This window comes from Aestuariivirga sp. (assembly GCF_044238155.1).
In the GTDB taxonomy this organism is placed as follows: domain Bacteria; phylum Pseudomonadota; class Alphaproteobacteria; order Rhizobiales; family Aestuariivirgaceae; genus Aestuariivirga.
In genome coordinates this window covers 1-20,643 of record NZ_JBIIDX010000045.1, presented here as the reverse complement: position 1 = coordinate 20,643, position 20,643 = coordinate 1, and the positions used below count along the sequence as shown (strand labels likewise).

The window sequence follows — 20,643 nt, the reverse complement described above, 5'->3', positions numbered from 1 at the left end:
GCATCATGTCCAGTGGCGCGGTGCCGCCAGCACATGTCAATCTGCTACGGTCGATGATGTAGATGGATCGAGACAGCAGCACGTTGGGAAATGCTTCAGCGACTGCTGGCGCATGTTCCCAGTGAACTGTCATGTGATAGCCGTCCATGATGCCGGCCCGCGCCAGGATCACCGGCCCACCCGACACCCCGCCGATCCGCATGCCGCGCCCTGCCAGCGATTTGAGCCAGCGTAATGTCGTGCGGTCGCGGAAGCTGGTTGGTCTGCCACCGGCGCAGACCAGAAGCAGGTCGAGTTCGACCGACCCGCCAGCCACGACAGGACAGGGCACCGTGGCCCCGCACGACGCGCTGACCGTGGCCGGCCCGGGCGAGATATGAACCCAGCGGTAGAGCTCTTTCTGCGCCAGCAGGTTGGCGGCTCGCAGCGGTTCGACCGCCGAGGCATAGGACATCAGCGCGAAGCCAGGGATGAGCAGGAAGCCGACAGTCTGAGGCACATCGTTCATGGCTTTTTTTTATCAGGAAATGGCTCTAACATGCAAGACGGAACTGACCTGCTGGGCTAGAGGAAAGGTTGGTTTCCGTCAGGACTTGAGCATGCGCTACAACGTCTTTTCCCTCATCAAGAACTCCTTCTCCGGCCACAGCCAGTGGCAGCCCGCCTGGCGGGACCCGGAGCCGAAGCCGGAATATGACATCGTCATCGTGGGCGGCGGCGGACACGGGCTGTCGACCGCCTATTACCTGGCCAAGGAACATGGCCTCACCAATGTCGCGGTGCTGGAGAAGGGCTGGCTCGGCTCCGGCAACATCGGCCGCAACACCACCATCATCCGCTCCAACTACATGCTGCCCGGCAACAACCCGTTCTACGAATGGTCGATGAAGCTGTGGGAGAACCTGGAGCAGGACTTCAATTTCAACGCCATGGTCTCGCAGCGCGGTGTCCTCAACCTCTGCCACACCGACGCCCAGCGCGACGCCTTCGCACGGCGCGGCAACGCCATGCGGATCGACGGCGTCGACGCCGAATTGCTGGACCGCGCGGCGGTGCGCGAAATGTATCCGTTCTTCGACTATGACAACGCACGCTTTCCGATCAAGGGCGGGCTTCTGCAGCGGCGCGGCGGCACGGTGCGCCATGACGCCGTTGCCTGGGGATATGCGCGCGGCGCCGACAGCCGCGGCGTCGACATCATCCAGCATTGCGAGGTGACGGGAATCCGCATCGAGAACGGCAAGGTCATTGGCGTTGATACCAACAGGGGCTTCATCAAGTGCAAGAAGCTGGGCCTCGCCACCGCCGGCAACTCCTCTGAAACGGCGGCCATGGCCGGCATGAAGCTTCCCGTGGAGAGCCATGTGCTGCAGGCCTTCGTGTCCGAGGGCCTCAAGCCCTATATCGACGGCGTCGTTACCTTCGGGGCGGGCCATTTCTATGTCTCGCAATCGGACAAGGGAGGGCTCGTGTTCGGCGGTGACATTGACGGCTATAATTCCTATGCCCGGCGCGGCAACCTGCCGATGGTGGAGCATGTGGTGGAGGCGGGCGTCGCGATGATCCCCTCGCTCGCCAGGGTGCGGGTGCTGCGCTCCTGGGGCGGCATCATGGACATGTCGATGGACGGCTCGCCGATCATCGACAAGACCCATGTGCAGGGCCTCTATCTCAACACCGGCTGGTGCTACGGCGGCTTCAAGGCCACGCCAGCCTCGGGCTGGTGCTTCGCTTATACGATTGCCAAGGACGAACCTCACAAGCTCAACGCCGCCTATCGTCTCGACCGGTTCCGCACCGGCCACATGCTCGACGAAAAAGGCCAGGGCGCCACACCGAACCTGCACTGACGGATCATCAGCCATGCTCATCCCATGCCCCCATTGCGGAACCAGGCCGGTCGAGGAATTTACCTTCCTCGGCGATGCCTCGGTGACCAGGCCCACGACCAACGATCCGTCCTCGATGGAACAGTGGTTCGACTATGTCTATCTCCGCAACAATCCGCGCGGCCGCTTCGAGGAATTCGCCCATCACTCGGGCGGCTGCCGCGCCTGGCTCGTCGTCACTCGCAACACCGAAACGCATGAGGTCTACGGCGCCGTGACAGCGCGTGACCATGCCAGGGCGAAGGGAGCAAAGGCATGACCTCCTATCGTCTGGAAAAGGGCGGCCTCGTCGACCGCAGCTCGGCCTTGTCCTTCCGCTTCGACGGCAAGCCGTTCACCGGCCTTGCTGGCGACACGCTGGCCTCGGCGCTGATGGCCAATGGCGTCCATCTGATGGGCCGGTCGTTCAAATATCACCGTCCGCGCGGCGTCATCACCGCCGGTGCTGCCGAGCCAAACGCGCTCGTCGAGCTGCGCGAGGGCGGCCGCAAGGAGGCCAACACGCGGGCCACCATGATCGAGCTCTATGACGGGCTCACCGCCACCAGCCAGAACCGCTGGCCGTCGCTCGAATTCGACATCGGCGCCGTCAACTCGCTGGCCTCGTCGATCTTCGTCGCGGGTTTCTACTACAAGACCTTCATGTGGCCGAAGAGCTTCTGGGAAAAGATCTACGAGCCGCTGATCCGCCGCGCCGCGGGCCTCGGTACGGCATCGAAGCTCCCCGACCCCGACAAATACGAAAAGGCCTATGCCCATTGCGGCCTGCTGGTGATCGGCTCCGGCCCCACCGGCCTGATGGCGGCGCTGGCCGCCGCCCGCGCGGGCGAACGGGTGATCCTCGCCGATGAAGGCGCCAGGCTCGGCGGCTCGCTGCTGAACGAACGCGAGGAGATTGACGGCAAGTCTGGCGTGGACTGGGCGCACGGCGTTCTCGCCGAACTCGCCTCATTGCCAAACGTCACGCTGATGCCGCGCACCACGGTGATGGGCTGGTTCGACGGCAATGTGTTCGGCGCCGTGGAGCGTGTGAACGATCATGTCGCCGAACCTGATCCCTATGAACCCCGGCAGCGCTATTGGCGCATCATCGCCAAGCGCGCCGTGCTGGCGGCGGGCGCGGAAGAACGTCCGGTGGCCTTCGGCGGCAACGATGTGCCGGGCGTCATGCTGGCCTCGGCGATGCGCACTTATGCCAACCGCTACGGCGTGGCGGCGGGCCGCGCAATTGCGGTGTTCGCCAACAATGACTCGGCCTATCGCACGGCGCGTGACCTCAAGGCGCAGGGCGTGCAGGTGGAGGTGATCGTCGACAGCCGCGCGGACTCGACGGCCGGCAGCGGCGGCATTCCGGTGCTCCGTGGGCGGACGGTCAGGGATGTGATCGGCAAGAAGGCCGTGACCGGCATCGAGCTTGATGACGGCACCCACATTGACTGCGAGGCCGTCGCCATGTCCGGCGGCTGGAGCCCGATCGTCAACCTCACCTGCCACCGCGGGCTGAAGCCGCGCTGGGACCAGAGCCTCCTCGCCTTCCTGCCGCCCGACACCGGCGCTGCCTTCACGGCGGCGGGCTCTGCGGCGGGCAAGATGCTGCTGTCCGAATGCCTGGCCGATGGCGCGGCGAAGGGTGCGGCGGACGGCAAGTCCATTGCAGTGCCCCGCTGCCGTGACGAGTCTTTCGCCATTGCGCCCTTGTGGTGGGTGAAGGACAGCCGCGGCAAGGCCTTCATCGACTATCAGAACGACGCCACCGCCAAGGACCTGCCGCTCGCCGCGCGCGAGGGCTACAGGGATGTCGAGCTGGCCAAGCGCTATACCACCACCGGCATGGCAACCGATCAGGGCAAGCTCGGCAATGTCAACGCCATCGCCATTCTGGCCGAAGCCACCGGCCGGTCCATGGACAAGGTGGGCACCACCACTTTCCGGCCTTTCTATACGCCGGTGTCCTTCGGCGCTTTCGCGGGCCCGTTCACTGGCCATCATTTCCAGCCGGTGCGCAAGACGCCGCTGCATGACTGGGCGGAGGAACTGGGCGCGGTCTTCGTCGAAACCGGGTTGTGGATGCGCTCCTCGTGGTTCCCGCAGGCCGGAGAAGACTGGCTCGCGTCAGCCTCGCGCGAGGTGCTGGCGACGCGCAAGAGCGTTGGCATCTGCGATGTCTCGACACTCGGCAAGATCGACGTGCAGGGTAAGGACGCTGGCGCCTTCCTCGACAGGCTCTATTGCAACACCTTCTCGACACTCGCCATCGGCAAGGCGCGCTACGGCCTGATGCTGCGCGAGGACGGCATCGTTTATGACGACGGCACCACCTCACGGCTGGCGGAAGATCATTTCGTGATGACCACCACCACCGCCAATGCTGCCAAGGTGATGGCCCAGATGGAGTTCGCGCATCAGGCGCTGTTCCCCGATCTTGACGTGACCTACGTGTCAGTCACCGAGCAATGGGCGCAGATGGCGGTGGCTGGGCCAAGGTCCCGCGCCACGCTGCAGAAGATCGTTGACGGCTTCGAACTCAATGACACGACAACGCCCTATATGGCGGCGCTGGAAATCACCGTCATGGGCGGCATTCCGGCGCGGCTGTTCCGCATCTCCTTCTCGGGCGAGCATGCCTATGAGCTGGCCGTGCCCGCCGACTACGGCAGCATGGTGGCGCGCGCGGTAATGCAGGCGGGCGCTCAATTCGGCATCGTGCCCTATGGCGTCGAGGCGCTGTCGATCATGCGCATCGAGAAAGGCCATGTGGCGGGCGGCGAGCTCAACGGCACGACGACGGCGGGCGATCTCGGCCTCGGCAAGATGATGTCGTCTAAAAAGGACTATATCGGCCGCATGATGGCGCAGCGCGAGGGCCTGACCGACCCCAACCGCCAGTGCGTGGTCGGCATCCGGCCGGTGGACCCCGAAGACCGCATCCGCTCCGGCGCGCATCTCCTCAAGAAGGATGACACGCCGTCGATGGCCAATGACCAGGGCTATGTGACCTCGGTGGCCTGGTCGCCGATGCTCAACATGTGGATCGGCCTGGCGCTGCTGGCCAATGGCCGCGCCCGCCATGGCGAGACCGTGCAGGTGTGGGACGGCCTGCGTGGCGCCCGGGTGATGGGCGAGATCTGCGATCCGATGCATTTCGACAAGGAAAACAAGAGGCTCCATGCCTGAGGCCGCCGCCATGACAGACCGTCACTTCACACGCTTCTCGCCGCTGCGCGATATCGCCGTGCAAGGCCGTTTCGGCGCCAGCAAGGGCGCGCCGGGCGCAAGCTTCAGCATCCGCCATCCTTTGTCGATCGTCACGGTGATCGCCCGGGCCGGACAGGGCGAGGCCACCGCCGCCGCACTCAGGGGCTATGATGCGCAATGGGCCGGACCCGGCCAGTATTTCGTGCTGGCCGAAGGCCGCGGCGAAGGCGCGCTGTGCAATGAACTAAAGCATAAGCTCGGCGCCGCCGCCTCGGTGAGCGACCAGAGCCATGGCCGCGTGGTCATCCGCATCGCCGGGCCCAAGGCCCGCGCCGTGCTGGCCAAGGGAACGCCGGTCGATCTGCACCCGGACGAATTTCCCATCGGCAAATCGGCGATGACCCAGATGGCGCATGTCGGCGTCCACCTGACACGCGTAGGCGATGACGTCTACGACTTGTCAGTGTTCCGGGGCTTCTCCGAAAGCTTCTGGGAATGGATCACCGAACAGGCGGAAGAGTTCGGCTACCAGGTGGTATAGGCGGAAGGGCCGCTATATTCGTTCCGCCAGCCGCGCGATCCGCTTGCAGGCTTCCGTAATGTCTTGCTCGCCCACGGTGAGCGCCACCCGCAAATGGCCTGCCCCGCCAGCGCCGAAGCTCTCGCCGGGCATGGTGACGACTTTTTCCTCCTCGAGCAGGCGCCATGCGAAGGCTTCGCCTGAGAGTCCCGTGTTGCGCACATCAATCATGACGAACATGCCGCCCTCGGGCATGCGGGCTGATACCTTGCGCCCGTTGCCGAGCGCCTGGACCAGCGCCCGGGCGCGGGTCTCGTAATCTTGTTTCATCGCGTCAATTTCAGGGAAATGATTGCTGATGGCAAAGGCCATCGCATCCTGCAGGAAAGCCTGAGATCCAAACAGCATCGTTTCGGTCACGGGAGTGCAATGGTTGCAGAACTCGGCTGAGGCCGCCAGCCAGCCACAACGAAAGCCTGGAATGGCATGAGACTTCGAAATTGACGACACGACTACGGTTCGCTTTTCGAGGCGGTCTATGTCAAAGGGCGAGGCGAACACGGTGCTGCCATACGTCAGGGTGGCATAGACCTCATCACAAACGATCCAGAGATCGTGTCGCTCGCAGACCTGACCGATCTGCTCGATCTCCGCCCGCGTGAGCACCGCGCCGGTCGGGTTCGAAGGTGTGTTCATCAGCAGCACGCGTGAGCGCGACGTGACCGCGCGTTCCAGGGCATCCATCTTGAGGTGAAAGCCCTGGTCGGGATCGACGCGCACCGGAACCGGAATGCCTCCCGCGGCTGCAATGACGCCCTCGTATGTTGCGTAGTAGGGGTCCGCCATCAACACCTCGTCGCCCTCATCAACGAGGGTCATCATCGCTGCAAAGAGCGCCGTCTGGGTGCCTGGCAGGCATATGATCTGGTTCTCGCCGATGTGCCGACCCGTTTGCCGGCTGTAGTGGGCAGCCAGGGCCTTGCGGGCGATTGGCTCTCCGCGCCCGTCAGCATAGCGCAGGCGACCAGCGTGCATTGATCGCCTAGCCTCCTCCAATATGGCCGCGGGTGGTGGCGCGTCAGGCTCACCGATCGACAGGAAAATCATCGACTCTCCAAGGGCTGCGCGGCGCTTGCCCTCGATGTGAACTGCCCATTTCTCGGATCCAAGTCCGTCGAGCCGTGCGGTGACTCTTGCAAATTTCATCTTGCGCCCTCTTGGCTGGGGCTGCTTCTAGCCGATTACCCGCGGCAGGGGAACCGGGGCGGAAGCCCTCATCAGATCGGCGTCAGTGCGCCATCTGCTGCAATGCGCAGGCAGCTGGCATTCCGAAGGATTGCAAGCACGCCCTTGTCTACGCAGGCTATGGTACAGGACCGTCCATACAGCGTCGCCGCAACCTCGGCGCCAATCGCCAGATTGACATCGGCAATGGCCAGAATGATTGCCGCCGGGGCGGTCCGCAGGCGGATCGCTTCTGCGATTGCGCCCGGTGCAGAGCCAGACCCGCGGGTTTCGCTCATGACGATGACGGTTCCGGAGACGCACCGTCCGCACTGCGGGTGATGGACATCGAGGATGACGCCTGTTCGCGGATTGAAGGCGCCCCAGAAGCTCAGGGGCTCATCCAGCGCCAGGACGGCGCCCTCTGTCGACCCGCCTGCCAGTATTCGTGAGACAAGCGTCATGCCGATGTCCACAGCTGGGGATCGCGCCACACCTCGCCCCGTACGGCACTTTCGACGCATTCGCGCAGCGAGCCGAAGCAGACCTCAACACCCAGCATGCCTGGCGCATAATAGGCCCATTTTGCCGAATTGGTCATGATGCGGCCGCGCAAGCCACGCACGCGCGGCGAATAATAGGTGCAGACATCCACTGGCACGTCGATGCCTGCTGCCCTCAGTACTTCGATCAAGCCCCGCTCTTGTGCCAGCGTGCGAACCACGCGGCTTGTTGAGACCAGGACAGGAAGACCCTGGCTTGTCTTCCGGCCATCGAGCAGCTTCACGAGCTGTTCAAACTCAGTCAGAGAAAAATGGGGCGTTCCAAGAGCTACCGCGTCAAGAGGCCCATCCGCTGCAGTTGTGAGTTCACGGTGAGCGCGCCGCAGATCGTCCGCGGTCACGCGATGGAGCTCGCCCGCGGTGAAGACCGTGCTCAGATCGGGCGCTTCAGGCGTGATGCCACAGCCGTGCCACAGCTCAACGCCGCCGGATGAGGCCGCCGCCGAACTGATCGCTTTCAGTGCGTCTTTGGGACTGTTCGTGGGCAGACCGGATACGACTGGCACGCGCCGTCCGGCAAGCCTGCCCATATGATGACCGATGAGATGAGCAAACAGATCCTCCCGTCGCCAGCTTTCTGGCAGCTGGGTGCAGTCCAGGTGGAGGCTCGCCTTGCGGTTTTCGTCGCGGTGAAACCCTGCGTCGGGAGCAAGCCCTGTCAGCGCACAGGCAACATCGAGGTAGTCCCCATATTTGTTGGTGCGAGCACCAACTGCCGAATTATAGTAGGCCACGGCATTGGACTCGCCTACCGCTATATGGTCGCCCAAGCCGGGGCCGCCGGGATGCTGGTAGGGTGCGCATGTCCAGGTGGGCCGCGCGCCAAGCTGTTCGTAGAGCCGCATCACGTCAGCAGCGCCATCAACCATCTCCGGATCCTCGGATCTGGGTCTCAAGGCAGGATCCGCGAGGCTGACCACGCCATTGTTTGTCCAGGTCTCAACCCGGAGAGCCGCCCCGTTGGTGATGAGGAAGCGAATGAAGTCAAGATGCGCCCGCCCGGTGTAGAAACATGCATCCAGATGGGCAAATGAAATGGGGATCAGCCGAACTGCTCCCATGATGCCTGCGGCCTTTTCCACCAGGCGCATCGCCAGCTGCATGGCCTTGCCAGCCTGACCCTCGAGCATGCCGCGCGCCTCATCCGACAGCACCAGGGTCACGAGGCAACCTTTTCCATGGCCTGCCTGCCAAGCGTGACATAGTCTGTCTTTCCCGATCCCAGAACCGGAATCTCATCAATCCCGATGATCTGGCGTGGCGCCAGCAGGGCTGGCAAGCTGCGTGTCTTGAAAGCCTCGGTCACCTGCTGCACATCAAGGCCGGAATCGGTGGTGAACAGGACGAGCTGTTCGCCTTTGCGTGCATCAGGCACAGCAACCACCGCATGCCCGGACTCGGGAAATGCTTCCGAGATCACTTGCTCTACCCGGGTTAGCGACACCATCTCGCCGGCAATCTTGGAGAAGCGTTTGGCCCGGCCAAGTATCGTCACGAAGCCGTCGGCATCCACACGCACAATATCGCCGGTGTCATACCAGCCGTCAGCCGGCGTCTGCAGAATGCCTGGCTGATCGGCGCGCAGGTAACCAAGCATGATGTTGGGGCCCTTGACGAACAATCGCCCTCCGTCTTCGATGCCGGCTACGGGTTCGAGGCGGTGCTCGATCTGGTCCAGAAAACGCCCAACGGTGCCTGCCCTGAAATGCATTGGCGTATTGACGGCCACCACCGGAGCGCACTCTGTTGCGCCATATCCCTCCAGGATCCGGAGCCCAAACTTCTCCATCCACATGGTGCGCGTCTCTGGCCTTACGCGCTCGGCGCCCGCAACAACCAGCCTGACATTGAAGAAATCATAGGGGTGGGCACTTCGGGCATAGCCCATGAGAAAAGTATCGGTTCCGAACAGGACCGTTGCGTTCGATTCATAGCAGAGTTCCGGAACCACCTTGTAGTGCAGTGGCGATGGGTACAGGAAGGTCCTGAGCCCCGACAGCACTGGAAGCAGCGTACCGCCGGTCAGTCCGAAGGCGTGAAACATCGGCAGTGAGTTGAACACCACGTCTGACGTATTGAAGGCAATGCGTGCTGCCGCCTGAAAGCGGTTGGCCTGAAGATTGCGGTGTGACAGCACGACGCCCTTTGGCAACCCCTCCGAACCTGAGGTGAAGAGGATGACGGCCGGGGCGTTGGCGTCATTCTGGCAGCCTGCCCACCTCAGCGCCAGCCGGGGGAAGATGCTTGCAAAAAGCCCGTATAGCTTATCGCGCGGCGACAGTCTGGCGCGGAGATCCTCAAGGTAGATGATGGAGCGGCCGTCGCCCAGGACAGCCAGATCATCTTGCATGTTGCCTGCTTCGATGAAACGGCGGGATGTGACGATCGTTCTGATTTCCGCCGCGGCGCAGGCCGCAGCCATGTTTACGGCGCCAGTGGAAAAATTCAGCATGGCAGGGACGCGGCCGAACGCATGCAATCCGAAGACGCTCACGCAGTTGCCGATGGCATTGGGCAGCAGGATGCCGATGTTGCGCTCGCCAGGTGTCAAGCCGGCCATCCTCCGCCCAAGCATGAAGCTCGCCATGATAAGCCGGTTGTAATTGATGGGCGTTCGCTGAATATCCTCAAGCACGATATGGCCGCCACCATGAACATGCCGTGCGTCGAGAAGGGACTGGAACAGCGTACAGTCGATGTTTGATGTTCGGAACACCATGTCGGTCATGACATCATAAAGTTCATTAGCCTGGTGATCACGCAGACTGGCGCCACGCACGCCATCAGGCGTATCGAACTTTACAGGTGGCAGGATAGTGATCGTGATCTTTGGAAACCACCGGAGCCGAAGCTTGCCGCGCATATGTGAGAACGGCGTGTAGATCGCTCCATCAATACGGACTGGCAGCACCCGCGCCTTGGCCATCCCGGCAATGGCTGCCGGGCCTTCATACACTTTCATCAGTGCGCCAGTAACCGTCAGCCGACCCTCTGGGAATATGACCACCTTGCGGCCACGCTTCAGATTGTCCACCAGCGCCCTGAGCGCCAGCGGATTGGCGGGGTCGAGTGCAATCATGTCGGCAAGCAGGAAGGCAGGCTTTGCCCACCATCTGGCTGCGACGTGGGTGTTGATTGCAAAGCAGGCACGCTCTGGCAGAAAGGCAGAGAGCAGGGGACCGTCGAGATAGGAGGTATGATTGGCGATGACGACCACCCGGCGGCCTGCAGCGCGATAGTTTTCTGCCCCCTTGATCTCGACGCGGTAGAATAGGCGGAACAGGAAGCGCACGATCGTCGCCCCCAGATCCTGAGGCAGTAGGCGGGCCACGAAGACCGAGGCGACAGCATTGGCAAGGCCTAGAAGCAGGAAGAAGCCCTGTGCCGACATCACCTTCAGCAGAACTGCGCCTGCCAATGCCGAGGCCACCATGAATACGGCATTCATCAGGTTATTGGCTGCAATGACCCGGGAGCGACGGGATGGATTGGCGCGGTGCTGCATGATGGCATTGAGCGGCACGGCGTAGAGACCGCCAAAAAAGGCAATGAGGAACAGATCCAGGGCGACCCTCCAGCCCTGCCCGTGAGAGAAGAAAGCCACGAGTCCATTGCCGGAGGTGCCCGCCAGCGCCGCATTGATGAAGCCTGACGCGAAATAGAGATCGATCAGGAAGATCGTCATCATGATGGATGCAACGGGGACATAGCGTGGCGACACATCGCCCTTCAGCAGCGCATTGGTGAGGAGAGACCCCGCGCCAATGCCAATCGTGAACAGACCTATGAAGCAATTGGCAAGCGCTTCGTTGGATAGCAGCACATCGCGCGTGAAGACCGGCAGCTGCGCCATGATCGCCGCGCCAAGAAACCAGAACCAAGATGCACCAATGACTGACCAGAATACGTCGGTGCGTTCGCGCGCGTATGAGATCAGCTTCAGGGTCTGGCGGGGGATGTTCCAGTCGAAGCGGATTGTGCTGTCGCCGGGTGCCGTTGGCATCTGGAACGCACAGGCAAGCGCAATCAGGGCGAGGATGATGATGACAGCAGCCAGTATCGGCCGGCCAATGTCGCTGAGCACCAGAAAGCCACCAAACAGCGTGCCGATCAGAATCGTCACGAACGTGCCAAGCTCGATCAGAGCGTTGCCGGCTATCAGCTCTTCACGTTTCAGGTATTGCGGAAGGATGCCGTACTTGATCGGACCAAAAAATGCGGCCGTCGTTCCGGCGAGGAACAGGACCACAAGATGCAAGTGTGGATTTTCAAGCCACAGGCTTAAGGCGCCAAGTGTCATGGCAAAGAGGTCGAAAACCTTGATCCAGCGTGAGAGCAGGGCCTTGTCAAACTTGTCCGCCAGCTGCCCGGCAATGCCTGAAAACAGGAAATAGGGCAGCATGAACAGCCCCAGCCCCGCCTGCACGAACAGGCCGGCGTCGAAGCCGAAGCGGATCGCAAGGTCATAGGTGATCAGGATGGCGATGCCGTTGCGCACGGCGTTGTCATTGAAGGCGCTGATGGCCTGCGTGACGAAGAGAGGCAGGAATGAGCGCGATTGAAGGATTGCGAACTGACTTTGTGCCGTCTTGGTTTCGCCGATCATCGATCTGTCTGTTCCTGTAAGGTTGGTATGTTGGTCCGGCAAACTATGTCAGAGCTGTGGCGGATCATCAAACGCCGAAAAATTTTTTGTGATCGGATGTGAATGAACTGGATGGTACCCGGAGCCGTAATGGGTCCTGTCAATTATGACAAGAGGAGTTTCCAAGATGACGCGTCTTCGTACGCTTGCCGCAGCTGCGGCATTTGCTGTGTCGGGTTTTGCCCTGTCGGTTCAGGCCTATGCGGCTGATATCGTTGATGCCGCTGTGTCGGCTGGCAGTTTCAAGACGCTGGTCGCTGCCGTTGAAGCGGCTGGACTGGTGGACACGCTCAAGGGCCCGGGTCCCTTCACGGTGTTCGCGCCGACTGACGAGGCCTTTGCCAAGCTGCCCGCCGGAACTGTCGATGACCTGTTGAAGCCGGAAAACAAGGACAAGCTGGTTGCCATCCTGACCTATCACGTGGTGCCCGGCAAGGTCATGGCGGCCGATCTGGCCGGCAAGGAGACCAAGGCCAAGACAGTGCAGGGCTCCGAGGTCACAATCAACGGCAAGGACGGTGTTACGGTTGACGGCGCCAAGGTCATCCAGGCCGACATCGTCACCGACAATGGCGTCATCCACGTGATTGACGCTGTCATTCTGCCGAAGTGACACCAAGCAACTGCCGGATAATGATGCCCGTCTGGGCGTGATTGTCCGCAGCATATCTTGCGCCCGCCGCCGTGAGTTTCGCGCGGCGGGCGTCATCCATACTGAAACCGACAAAATGCACGCCATTGCTGAGCCCGGCGTCGACGTCGTTCAGATTGTCTCCGATATAGACGATGCGGTTGCGCGGCAGCCCAGTTTCGGCAATGGCCCGCGCTACCGTCTCGCGCTTGTGGCCGGAACCCTCCGCGCCGAAGGCCAGCGCCCGCACCGGCGGCCACAGCCCCGCCGCGTCAAGCCGCAGCTGCGCGGCGGCCAGCAGATTGGCCGTCGCAATCCCAAGCCGCGATCCTCTGAGATCGTCGAGCAGCGCATTCGCGCCCGGAATCACCGTGGCGCGCAGCGCCCCGCTGCCGAAGCCCTGCGACAGGATCGCGAGGTAATCGGCAATCACTCCATCACGGTCCGCCGCCGGCAGGCCGTGGCGCGACAGAATCTCGGAAATGATGTGCTCGTCGTTGCGCACCTGGTAGCTGTCCCAGTCGCGTGACAGGCCGGTGAGGCCATAGCGGCGCTCAAAGGCGAGGAAAAACGCATCTTCTTCGGCACCCGTAAGGTCAAGCAGCACGCCATCGACATCGAAGATGACGGCGCTATCCATGGACCATGCGCGGCGTCATCTCGATCAGCGTCGGGCCATCGGAACTGAGTGCCGCGCGGATGGCGGCGGCCAGTGCCTTAAGGCTGTCCGGCCGGTCGGCGCGCAGCCCATAGGCCCGCGCCAGCATCTGGAAATCAGGGTTCCTGAGCGTTACCGCATTGGGCTGGATACCTTTCCGCACCATGTCGTCGCGGATCTGGCCCAGCGCGTCATTGTTCCACAGCAGCACGATGATGGGCAGCTTGTGTTCCGCCGCCGTGCCCAGCTCATTGATTGTGTATTGCAGGCCATAGTCGCCGATCATCACCGCCACCGGCGTATCCGGACGGCCGAACTTGGCGCCGATGCCGGCGGGCAGCGCAAAGCCCAGCGTGCCGAATCCCACCGGGTGAATCCAGCTGCGCGGTTGCGAGACGGGGAAGATTTCATTGGCGGCATAGGCGATCTGCGTCATGTCGGAGCAGATCACGGTATCTTCCGGCAAGGCATCGCGGATGACACCTAGCACTTTGGCCAGCATGACGCGCAGCTGGTCGGACTCGCCGTGATCGAACTGCGCCTTCGCCTCGCCGGGCCGCGCCACGATACCCCTGGCGATCGCCGCCAGCGCTTGGCCGGCATCGCCGAGAATGGCGATCTCCGCCATATGCGGGCGGCTGATGACCGCGGGATCGATATCGATACGGATGAGATTCCTCTCAATGACCACGCGGTCATTCCAGAAATCCGTTTCCGAGAGCTCCGAGCCCGCACACAGAATGGCGTCAGACTCCGCGAACATGCGCCAGATGGCGTCATGGCCCATCACATAGCCGAGGCACAGCGGATGATTGGCGGGAACGGCGCCCTTGCCCGCCGTGGTGGTGACGATCGGCGCCTTCAGCTTTTCGGCAATCTCCAGCGCCGCGCCGCCGGCCTGCAGCGCGCCGCCACCCAGCAGGATCATCGGCGCTTTGGCAGCGTTGAGCCTGGCAATGGCCCTTTCAATGTCGCCTGCCGCGGGCGCGGGAAGCCCTGGCAGGCCGCGCGCCTCCCAGCCCCCGCCCGCCGGTTCCTTCAGAAGATCGAGCGGAATTTCGAGATAGGCCGGGCGCGGCCGCTGGCTGGCAAAATGCGCGAAAGCCCGCGCCACGCCGTCGCGCACGTCCTTCGGCGTATAAGCGCGCATCGCAAGCGCGGTGACGCTGGCCGCCGCTCCCCGCTGATCGATCATCTCATGCAACCGGCCGCGCCCTTGCGCCGAATCCCCGATGTCGAGGGCCGAGGAAATCACCAGCACATTGCTGGAATCGGACCACGCCTGACCGAGCGGCGTGAGAATATTGGTAAGCCCCGGCCCGGTGATGGTGAAGCACACGCCGGGCCGGCCGGTCGCCCGCGCATAGCCATCGGCCATGAAGCCCGCACCCTGTTCATGGCGGGCCAGAACATGCCTGATCCCGGAGCGCGGCAGCGCCCGGTACATTTCAACATTGTGCACCCCCGGAATGCCAAAGATCGTATCGACACCATAGGCCTCCAGCAGGTCTATGATCGCTTCACCGGTCGAGAGTTCTGCGCGCTGGGTCATGACAATCCGGTACTGGCTTCGGGTTTGTTCACTGCGTGACATGCCACAAGGCTTGCTCCATGCGCAAGCAAGGCTGGCTCCAGGGCAATGCATGGATCGAAGCAGATTGGGCAGCGTGGGTGAAAGTTGCAGCCTGACGGTGGCTTCAGTGGAGAAGGAAGCTCGCCTGCGAGAACGACGCGCGCTCGCCTAGCCGTGGGGTCGGGCTGCGGCGTCGCAGACAGCAATGCCTTGGTATAGGGGTGCCGCGGATTGCCGAAAATCGCCTCCCTTGGTCCCTGCTCCACGGCGCGGCCCAGATACATCACCATCACCTCATCTGCGATGTGGCGGACAACCGACAGATCGTGGCTGATGAACCATGGCAATCCAGTTAAGCACGTTTCTTGGTCCATCGTCATCCATCTGCGTGATGGATGTTTACGGGGCTGCTCTGCGTTGGCAGGATAGGCGGGTCTGACGGAGGACCAGAATGACCATGCCTGTGGAACCCGGAACAATCGAAGACTTTCGCCGTGACGGCGCCTGCGTGATAAGGGGGGCCTTCGCTGGCTGGATCGAGACGCTACGCGAAGGTGTTGCGCGAAATCTGGCGGAGCCTTCGGCCGATGTCCGCATCTATCAGGGCAAGGAGGGGGCGGGCCGCTTCGTGGGCGATTACTGCAACTGGGCGCGCATCCCCGAATATAAGGACTTCATCTTCCATTCCGATGCCGGCGAGATCGGCCGCGCCCTCATGGGCACGCGCACCGTGCGGCTTTTCCATGAACATGTGCTGGTGAAGGAGCCGGGCGCCGATGTGCCCACCCCCTGGCACCAGGACCAGCCATACTACTGCGTCGATGGCACGGACACGGTTTCTCTTTGGATTCCGCTGGACCCCGTGCCACGAGAGCGGACACTTGAGTTTGTGGCTGGTTCACATCGCTGGGGCAAATACTTCCGGCCCGAGCGGTTCAACAAGACCGCGCTCAATGAAAACGATGGTCTCGAACCGGTGCCTGACATCGATGGCAACCGTGGCGCCCACACGATTCTCGGCTGGGCACTTGAGCCTGGCGATGCTGTGGCCTTCAACTATCTCACCTTGCACGGGGCGCCTGCCAACAGGAGCAAGGTGGAACAGCGCCGTGCCTTCTCGTTGCGGCTCGTGGGTGACAATGCCCGCTTTGCCCGCCGCGAAGGGGTTGTCACCTCGCCGCCCTTCCGTCAGGTGACGCTCGCACATGGCGCAGTCATGGATGCGCCGGAATTTCCGCTGCTGGCCGGTTGAGGGTGGGGTCAGGAAAATCGCAGGGGAGAAATGTCCTCCAGGCGAAGGCCTTCGTCGATGATGTCGGCCGGCGCCGCCTCGCCGCGAACCAGTGCCGCAGCAAGCCGTGACAGGGCAGGTGCGGACTGGATGCCATAGCCGCCCTGGCCGATCAGCCAGAAGAAGCCATCCTGCTGGCGGTCATAACCCACCACCGGGTTGCCATCAGGCACAAACGAGCGAAGCCCGCCCCAGCTGCGCTCCACGCGCGTGACCTCATAGGCTGCTGCCTGCTCGAAGCGGCTTATGCCCTCAGCAAGCGTCATTTCGTCTGCATAGGCATCATGGGGCTCGACGGGCGTGACATCGGCTGGCGAGATGAGCAGCTTGCCGGACTGCGGTTTGCAGTACCAAGTCTCGCCCACATCCCCCACCATCGGCCAGGACGTGATCTGAGCGCCCGGCGGGCTGGGTACGACGGCCATCGAGCGTCGCTTCGGCTGCAGTCCGATCGGCTTGCGCCCCGTCATCTGCGCCACGGCGTCTCCCCAGGCCCCTGCTGCGTCCACGATGATCCGGCAGGTGAACACCTCATCCGCCGCGCGTACCGTCCAGTTCCCGGTCTTCTCGAGCCCCGAGACGGGCCTGTCGCAGTGGATTTCGCCGCCACGCTGACGGAACAGCCGCAAATAGGACTGATGCAGAAGATCAACGTCAATATCGGCGCCGCCAGGGTCCAGAACGGCGCGTCGGGCGTAGCCGTCCCTCAGCAGCGGGAACTTCTCCTGCGCCGTGGCGATGCTGATCTCCTCCATGCCCTTCTGGATGGACATCATCTTTTCGAATGCCGTTTCCTGATTGTCGGGCATCAAGAAGATGGTCTCGCGCGGTGTGAGATAGCCTCCCTCCTCGAAATAGTGCCGGGCGGCGCGGGTTAGCGACAGGATCGGAGGAGGACCGTAATTCGCCTCGTAGACGGCTGCGGAGCGGCTGGTGGTGTGATAGCCTGGACGTGCTTCCATCTCGCAAATCGCGGTACGATGGGTCGAGGCCAGATGGGCTGCCACCGATGCCCCGGCGATGCCAGCCCCGATGACGATAATGTCGAAATCCCTGCTCATCGCATCAGATAAGCCTCAACCGGCCCCTTGCGCAAGAATGCTTCTCCGTTCCATCATGTGGCCATGAGAGAGAAGATGCCGTATCCCATACGTTCAAAAGACGCGGTGCAAACGATTATCATCAATTGAGGCAGACCATGGCTCCCTTCAACAAGCCCATGTCAGGGCTCGTCACGCCGCGTTTTGGTGGCATTGCCACCTTCATGCGGCTTCCGCACGTACCGCTCGAACAGGCCGAGGGTATCGACATCGGCCTCGTGGGCATCCCGTGGGATGGGGGCACCACCAATCGCCCTGGTCCGCGCCACGCCCCGCGGCAGATGCGCGACATGTCCTCGATGATCCGAGCCATGCACCAGACAATGCATATCGTGCCCTATGAGCTGGCCAATGTCGCCGATCTTGGCGACTGCCCGGTGAACCCTGCGAATGTCGATGATGCACTGAAACGGGTTGAAACCTATTTCAGGGCGCTTGTGGCCAAGGGGATCCGGCCGCTCGTCGCAGGCGGCGACCATCTGTGTTCGCTGCCCGTGCTGCGCGCGCTGGGCGCGAAGGCACCGGTCGGTATGATCCACTTCGATGCCCATACCGATCTCTACGATGGCTATTTCGGCGGGTTCAAATATACGCATGGCACGCCATTCCGCCGGGCAATCGAAGAGGGTGTTCTTGACCCGAAGCGCACCATCCAGATCGGCCTCCGCGGCTCGATGTATGATCTTGATGATTTCGAATGGGGCGAGAAGATGGGCGTGCGCCTGGTGCGCATCGAGGAGGCGATGGAGAAAGGGCCCAGGGCGATCATGGCGGAGGCGCGCCGCATCGCAGGAGATGCGCCGATCTATGTGAGCTTTGACATCGACATGCTGGACCCCGTCTATGCGCCGGGCACAGGCACGCCCGAGGTGGGAGGCTTCACGACATTCCAGGCACAGCAGATGCTGCGTGAACTGCGCGGACTCAACATAATAGGCGCAGATGTGGTGGAGGTTTCCCCACCCTTCGATCCTTCGGGCATCACGGCCCATGCGGGCGTCACCATGATGTTCGAGATTCTGTGTTCAATGGCGGAGGATGTGGCGAAGCGGCGCACGTAACGCGGTCCTTCTGGCAGATATCTGGCGGTCCGGCAGCTTGCAAAGCTGCTGATGGCCTTTCCTTTGTCCTGCAACAACTTGTGCGCATTCCTGATATTGGAAATTCTTGTTGCAATTCCGCGGGCCTTGCGCCAACTTTGCGTCAACGGGCCGACAGAGCCTGGCCGTGAGTGGGAGGGTGTATCGTGCCGCTTCTGGAAGTGCGCAATGTTTCCAAGAGCTTCGGGGCCATTCAGGCGCTGAGCGATGTGAGCTTTGCGGTTGAGGCAGGGGAAGTCGTTGGCCTGATGGGTGACAACGGCGCTGGCAAGTCCACCATGGTCAAGCTGATTGCCGGCAATTTTCCGCCGAGCGAGGGCGAGGTTGCCGTCAACGGTGAGGTTTGCCATTTTCACAAGCCCATTGAGGCGCGGGCCAAGGGCATCGAGGTCGTCTATCAGGACCTGGCCATCGCCGACAATCTGACAGCCGCGCAAAATGTGTTTCTGGGCCGTGAGATCACCAAGGGGACTTGGCCTTTTCGCGTGCTCGACAAGCAGGCGATGATCGAGAAGTCGGCTGAACTCTTTGCTGAACTCAAGTCCGAAACCCGCCCGCGGGACCTGGTCCGCAAGATGTCGGGCGGCCAGCGACAGGCGGTGGCGATTGCCCGCACGCGCCTCTCGCGTGCGCAGCTGGTGCTGATGGACGAGCCCACGGCTGCGATTTCAGTCCGGCAGGTGGCGGAGGTTCTCGAGTTGATCCGCCGCATGAAGGCGCAAGGGGTGTCTGTCATGCTGATCAGCCACCGCATGCCTGACGTGTTTGCAGTGTGTGACCGTATCATCGTTTTGCGCCGTGGCACCAAGGTGGCGGACAAACATGCTGACCGGACTTCGCCCGAAGAAATCACCGGCCTGATAACAGGAGCAATCCGTGCCGCCTGAGCCGAGCAAATCCAACGAGACCACGCATGCCGTCATTGCCGATGTGGCAAAGATCAAGGAACAGACGCTTCTGCAGCGGGTGCTGACCAGTCAGGCCTTCTGGGTTGCGGTGGCGCTGGCAATACTCGTCTTGTTCATGGCCGCGCTGGAGCCGAGTTTCGGCACGGTTGCCAATGCCTCCAACATCACCCGCAACTTTGCGCCCTTTGGCATCATGGCGCTGGGCATGACGGTGGTCATCATCACCGGCGGCATTGACCTTTCGGTTGGTTCCATCATGGGGCTCGTGGCCATCGTGGCTGGCCTGTTCCTCACCTGGGAATATCCGTGGTACGTGGCCTTTGCGGCTGGCCTTCTCACCGGTCTGGCCTGCGGTGCGGTCAACGGCTTCTTCGTTGCCTATGTGAACATGCCGTCCTTTGTCGTGACCCTTGGCATGCTGTCGATCGCCCGGTCTCTGGCCGTGGTGTTTTCCGGCAATCAGATGCTCTACAAGTTCGGTCCCGATGCTCCCATCGTCAAGGCCATCGGCCAGGCCAAGTGGCCGATACAGAGTGAGGGCGACTGGATCCCCGACTGGATCCCGGAATTCTCGTCGCATTTCTGGGTAATGATCGTTCTCGCCCTGTGGGTGGGCTACAAGTTCAATTTCACGCCCTGGGGCCGTCATCTCTTCGCCATTGGCGGCAATGAGAGCGCGGCACGCCTGACCGGTGTTCCGGTCGACTGGATCAAGTTCGAGGCCTATGTGTTCTCCGCTTTCACTGCGGCCGTCGCGTCCTTGCTGCTGCTCGGCTACACGGGTTCGGCCATCAATGCCATGGGCCAGGGCTACGAGCTGCGCGTCATCGCCGCTACGGTGATCGGCGGCGCAAATCTCATGGGCGGAGCGGGCACGGCCTTCGGTGCCGTTATCGGGTCAGCCTTTCTGGAGGTTATCCGCAACGCGCTGCTTATGGCCGGAATTGATTCCAACTGGCAAGGTGCGTTCGTTGGCGCCTTCATCATTCTCGCGGTGCTGCTGGGTCTCCAGAGCGGCGGCAAGTCCCTGATCGCCGCCACCCTGGAAAAGGTCCTCCCCAGAAAGCACCGCTAGGAGCCCGTCATCACTGCGGGGATCATCACAGTGAGCAACAAACGTGGAGGAAGACCGAAATGAAGAAGTTTCTGATTACGGCGGCCGTGGCGCTCAGCGCCATGACCATGGCCGTCTCGGCCGCGCAGGCGAAGTACGTCTTCGCGCTGGTTCCGAAGAACATGAACAATCCGTTCTTCGACCAGGCCCGTGATGGCTGCAAGAAGGCTGAGGCAGAGTCCGGTGGCGCATTCGAGTGCCTTTACATTGGCCCCGGTGAACATGGCGGCGG

General features: G+C 62.3%; 18 protein-coding genes and 1 pseudogene. 10 read left to right on the top strand and 9 right to left on the bottom strand.

All coding sequences use genetic code 11. The annotated features are described in order from the left end of the window. The coding region (locus ACILRN_RS06565) for an AraC family transcriptional regulator (protein ID WP_395686676.1) at nucleotides 1–508 on the bottom strand (508 nt) is incomplete at its 3' end. A 91-nt stretch (nucleotides 509–599) separates the two neighbouring features. Between ACILRN_RS06565 and ACILRN_RS06560 the strand changes: the two genes are divergently transcribed. The 4 genes from ACILRN_RS06560 to ACILRN_RS06545 are packed head-to-tail and all read left to right on the top strand — an operon-like array spanning nucleotide 600 to nucleotide 5,625. Next, a complete protein-coding gene (locus tag ACILRN_RS06560; protein WP_395686674.1) occupies nucleotides 600–1,850 on the top strand; it encodes a sarcosine oxidase subunit beta family protein in 1,251 nt (416 codons plus the stop codon). A gap of 13 nt (nucleotides 1,851–1,863) precedes the next feature. Beyond that, complete coding sequence (locus tag ACILRN_RS06555) at nucleotides 1,864–2,148, top strand: sarcosine oxidase subunit delta (protein ID WP_395686672.1); 285 nt, start codon at nucleotides 1,864–1,866, stop codon at nucleotides 2,146–2,148. Continuing rightward, nucleotides 2,145–5,063: a sarcosine oxidase subunit alpha family protein gene (locus tag ACILRN_RS06550; protein ID WP_395686670.1), complete on the top strand. Its 2,919-nt coding sequence runs from the start codon at nucleotides 2,145–2,147 to the stop codon at nucleotides 5,061–5,063. Before ACILRN_RS06555 ends, ACILRN_RS06550 begins: the two co-directional genes overlap by 4 nt. Next, nucleotides 5,056–5,625 (top strand): sarcosine oxidase subunit gamma, encoded by a 570-nt coding sequence (locus tag ACILRN_RS06545; RefSeq protein WP_395686668.1) that lies wholly within the window; start codon nucleotides 5,056–5,058, stop codon nucleotides 5,623–5,625. Before ACILRN_RS06550 ends, ACILRN_RS06545 begins: the two co-directional genes overlap by 8 nt. A gap of 12 nt (nucleotides 5,626–5,637) precedes the next feature. Here ACILRN_RS06545 and ACILRN_RS06540 read toward each other — a convergent pair whose 3' ends face one another. The 4 genes from ACILRN_RS06540 to ACILRN_RS06525 form a co-directional block, all read right to left on the bottom strand. After that, complete coding sequence (locus ACILRN_RS06540; protein ID WP_395686666.1) at nucleotides 5,638–6,810, bottom strand: pyridoxal phosphate-dependent aminotransferase; 1,173 nt, start codon at nucleotides 6,808–6,810, stop codon at nucleotides 5,638–5,640. Between the two features lie 71 nt (nucleotides 6,811–6,881). Beyond that, on the bottom strand, nucleotides 6,882–7,292 hold the full coding sequence (locus ACILRN_RS06535) for an aconitase X swivel domain-containing protein (RefSeq protein ID WP_395686665.1): 411 nt from the start codon (nucleotides 7,290–7,292) through the stop codon (nucleotides 6,882–6,884). Continuing rightward, the gene (locus ACILRN_RS06530) at nucleotides 7,289–8,554 is read right to left on the bottom strand and encodes an aconitase X (protein ID WP_395686663.1); all 1,266 of its coding nucleotides are present in this window, start codon (nucleotides 8,552–8,554) and stop codon (nucleotides 7,289–7,291) included. The genes ACILRN_RS06535 and ACILRN_RS06530 overlap by 4 nt, the downstream gene beginning before the upstream one ends. Further along, the gene (locus tag ACILRN_RS06525) at nucleotides 8,551–11,997 is read right to left on the bottom strand and encodes an acyl-[ACP]--phospholipid O-acyltransferase (protein WP_395686661.1); all 3,447 of its coding nucleotides are present in this window, start codon (nucleotides 11,995–11,997) and stop codon (nucleotides 8,551–8,553) included. The genes ACILRN_RS06530 and ACILRN_RS06525 overlap by 4 nt, the downstream gene beginning before the upstream one ends. 166 nt (nucleotides 11,998–12,163) lie before the next feature. Here ACILRN_RS06525 and ACILRN_RS06520 point away from each other — a divergent pair, with 166 nt between their 5' ends. Further along, nucleotides 12,164–12,649, top strand: coding sequence for a fasciclin domain-containing protein (locus ACILRN_RS06520; protein WP_395686659.1), 486 nt, complete (start codon nucleotides 12,164–12,166; stop codon nucleotides 12,647–12,649). Here ACILRN_RS06520 and ACILRN_RS06515 read toward each other — a convergent pair. From ACILRN_RS06515 to ACILRN_RS06505, 3 genes are read right to left on the bottom strand one after another with little or no spacing between them, the layout of a single operon-like run. Next, nucleotides 12,633–13,307: an HAD family hydrolase gene (locus ACILRN_RS06515; RefSeq protein WP_395686658.1), complete on the bottom strand. Its 675-nt coding sequence runs from the start codon at nucleotides 13,305–13,307 to the stop codon at nucleotides 12,633–12,635. The two genes, ACILRN_RS06520 and ACILRN_RS06515, sit on opposite strands and share 17 nt — an antisense overlap. Next, a complete protein-coding gene (locus ACILRN_RS06510) occupies nucleotides 13,300–14,877 on the bottom strand; it encodes a 5-guanidino-2-oxopentanoate decarboxylase (protein WP_395686656.1) in 1,578 nt (525 codons plus the stop codon). The genes ACILRN_RS06515 and ACILRN_RS06510 overlap by 8 nt, the downstream gene beginning before the upstream one ends. Continuing rightward, the gene (locus ACILRN_RS06505; RefSeq protein WP_395686654.1) at nucleotides 14,874–15,245 is read right to left on the bottom strand and encodes an oligopeptide/dipeptide ABC transporter ATP-binding protein; all 372 of its coding nucleotides are present in this window, start codon (nucleotides 15,243–15,245) and stop codon (nucleotides 14,874–14,876) included. The genes ACILRN_RS06510 and ACILRN_RS06505 overlap by 4 nt, the downstream gene beginning before the upstream one ends. A 104-nt stretch (nucleotides 15,246–15,349) precedes the next feature. Between ACILRN_RS06505 and ACILRN_RS06500 the strand changes: the two genes are divergently transcribed. Then, entirely contained in the window at nucleotides 15,350–16,150 is an 801-nt protein-coding gene (locus ACILRN_RS06500; protein ID WP_395686652.1) for a phytanoyl-CoA dioxygenase family protein, read from the top strand. An 8-nt stretch (nucleotides 16,151–16,158) separates the two neighbouring features. On the opposite strand, the gene ACILRN_RS06495 is transcribed toward ACILRN_RS06500, so the two are convergent. Next, a complete protein-coding gene (locus ACILRN_RS06495; RefSeq protein ID WP_395686650.1) occupies nucleotides 16,159–17,250 on the bottom strand; it encodes an NAD(P)/FAD-dependent oxidoreductase in 1,092 nt (363 codons plus the stop codon). 137 nt (nucleotides 17,251–17,387) lie between these two features. On the opposite strand from ACILRN_RS06495, the gene speB reads away from it, so the two are divergent. The 4 genes and pseudogenes from speB to ACILRN_RS06475 form a co-directional block, all read left to right on the top strand. Beyond that, nucleotides 17,388–18,350 carry an agmatinase gene (speB, locus tag ACILRN_RS06490; protein ID WP_395686648.1) on the top strand — a complete coding sequence of 321 codons (963 nt, stop codon included), beginning with the start codon at nucleotides 17,388–17,390 and terminating at the stop codon, nucleotides 18,348–18,350. Between the two features lie 185 nt (nucleotides 18,351–18,535). After that, a complete protein-coding gene (locus tag ACILRN_RS06485) occupies nucleotides 18,536–19,276 on the top strand; it encodes an ATP-binding cassette domain-containing protein (protein WP_395686646.1) in 741 nt (246 codons plus the stop codon). A 34-nt stretch (nucleotides 19,277–19,310) separates the two neighbouring features. Next, nucleotides 19,311–20,372 carry an ABC transporter permease gene (locus ACILRN_RS06480; protein ID WP_395686678.1) on the top strand — a complete coding sequence of 354 codons (1,062 nt, stop codon included), beginning with the start codon at nucleotides 19,311–19,313 and terminating at the stop codon, nucleotides 20,370–20,372. Nucleotides 20,373–20,431: 59 nt separating this feature from the next. Next, nucleotides 20,432–20,643: pseudogene (locus ACILRN_RS06475) on the top strand (sugar ABC transporter substrate-binding protein); the annotation flags it as partial.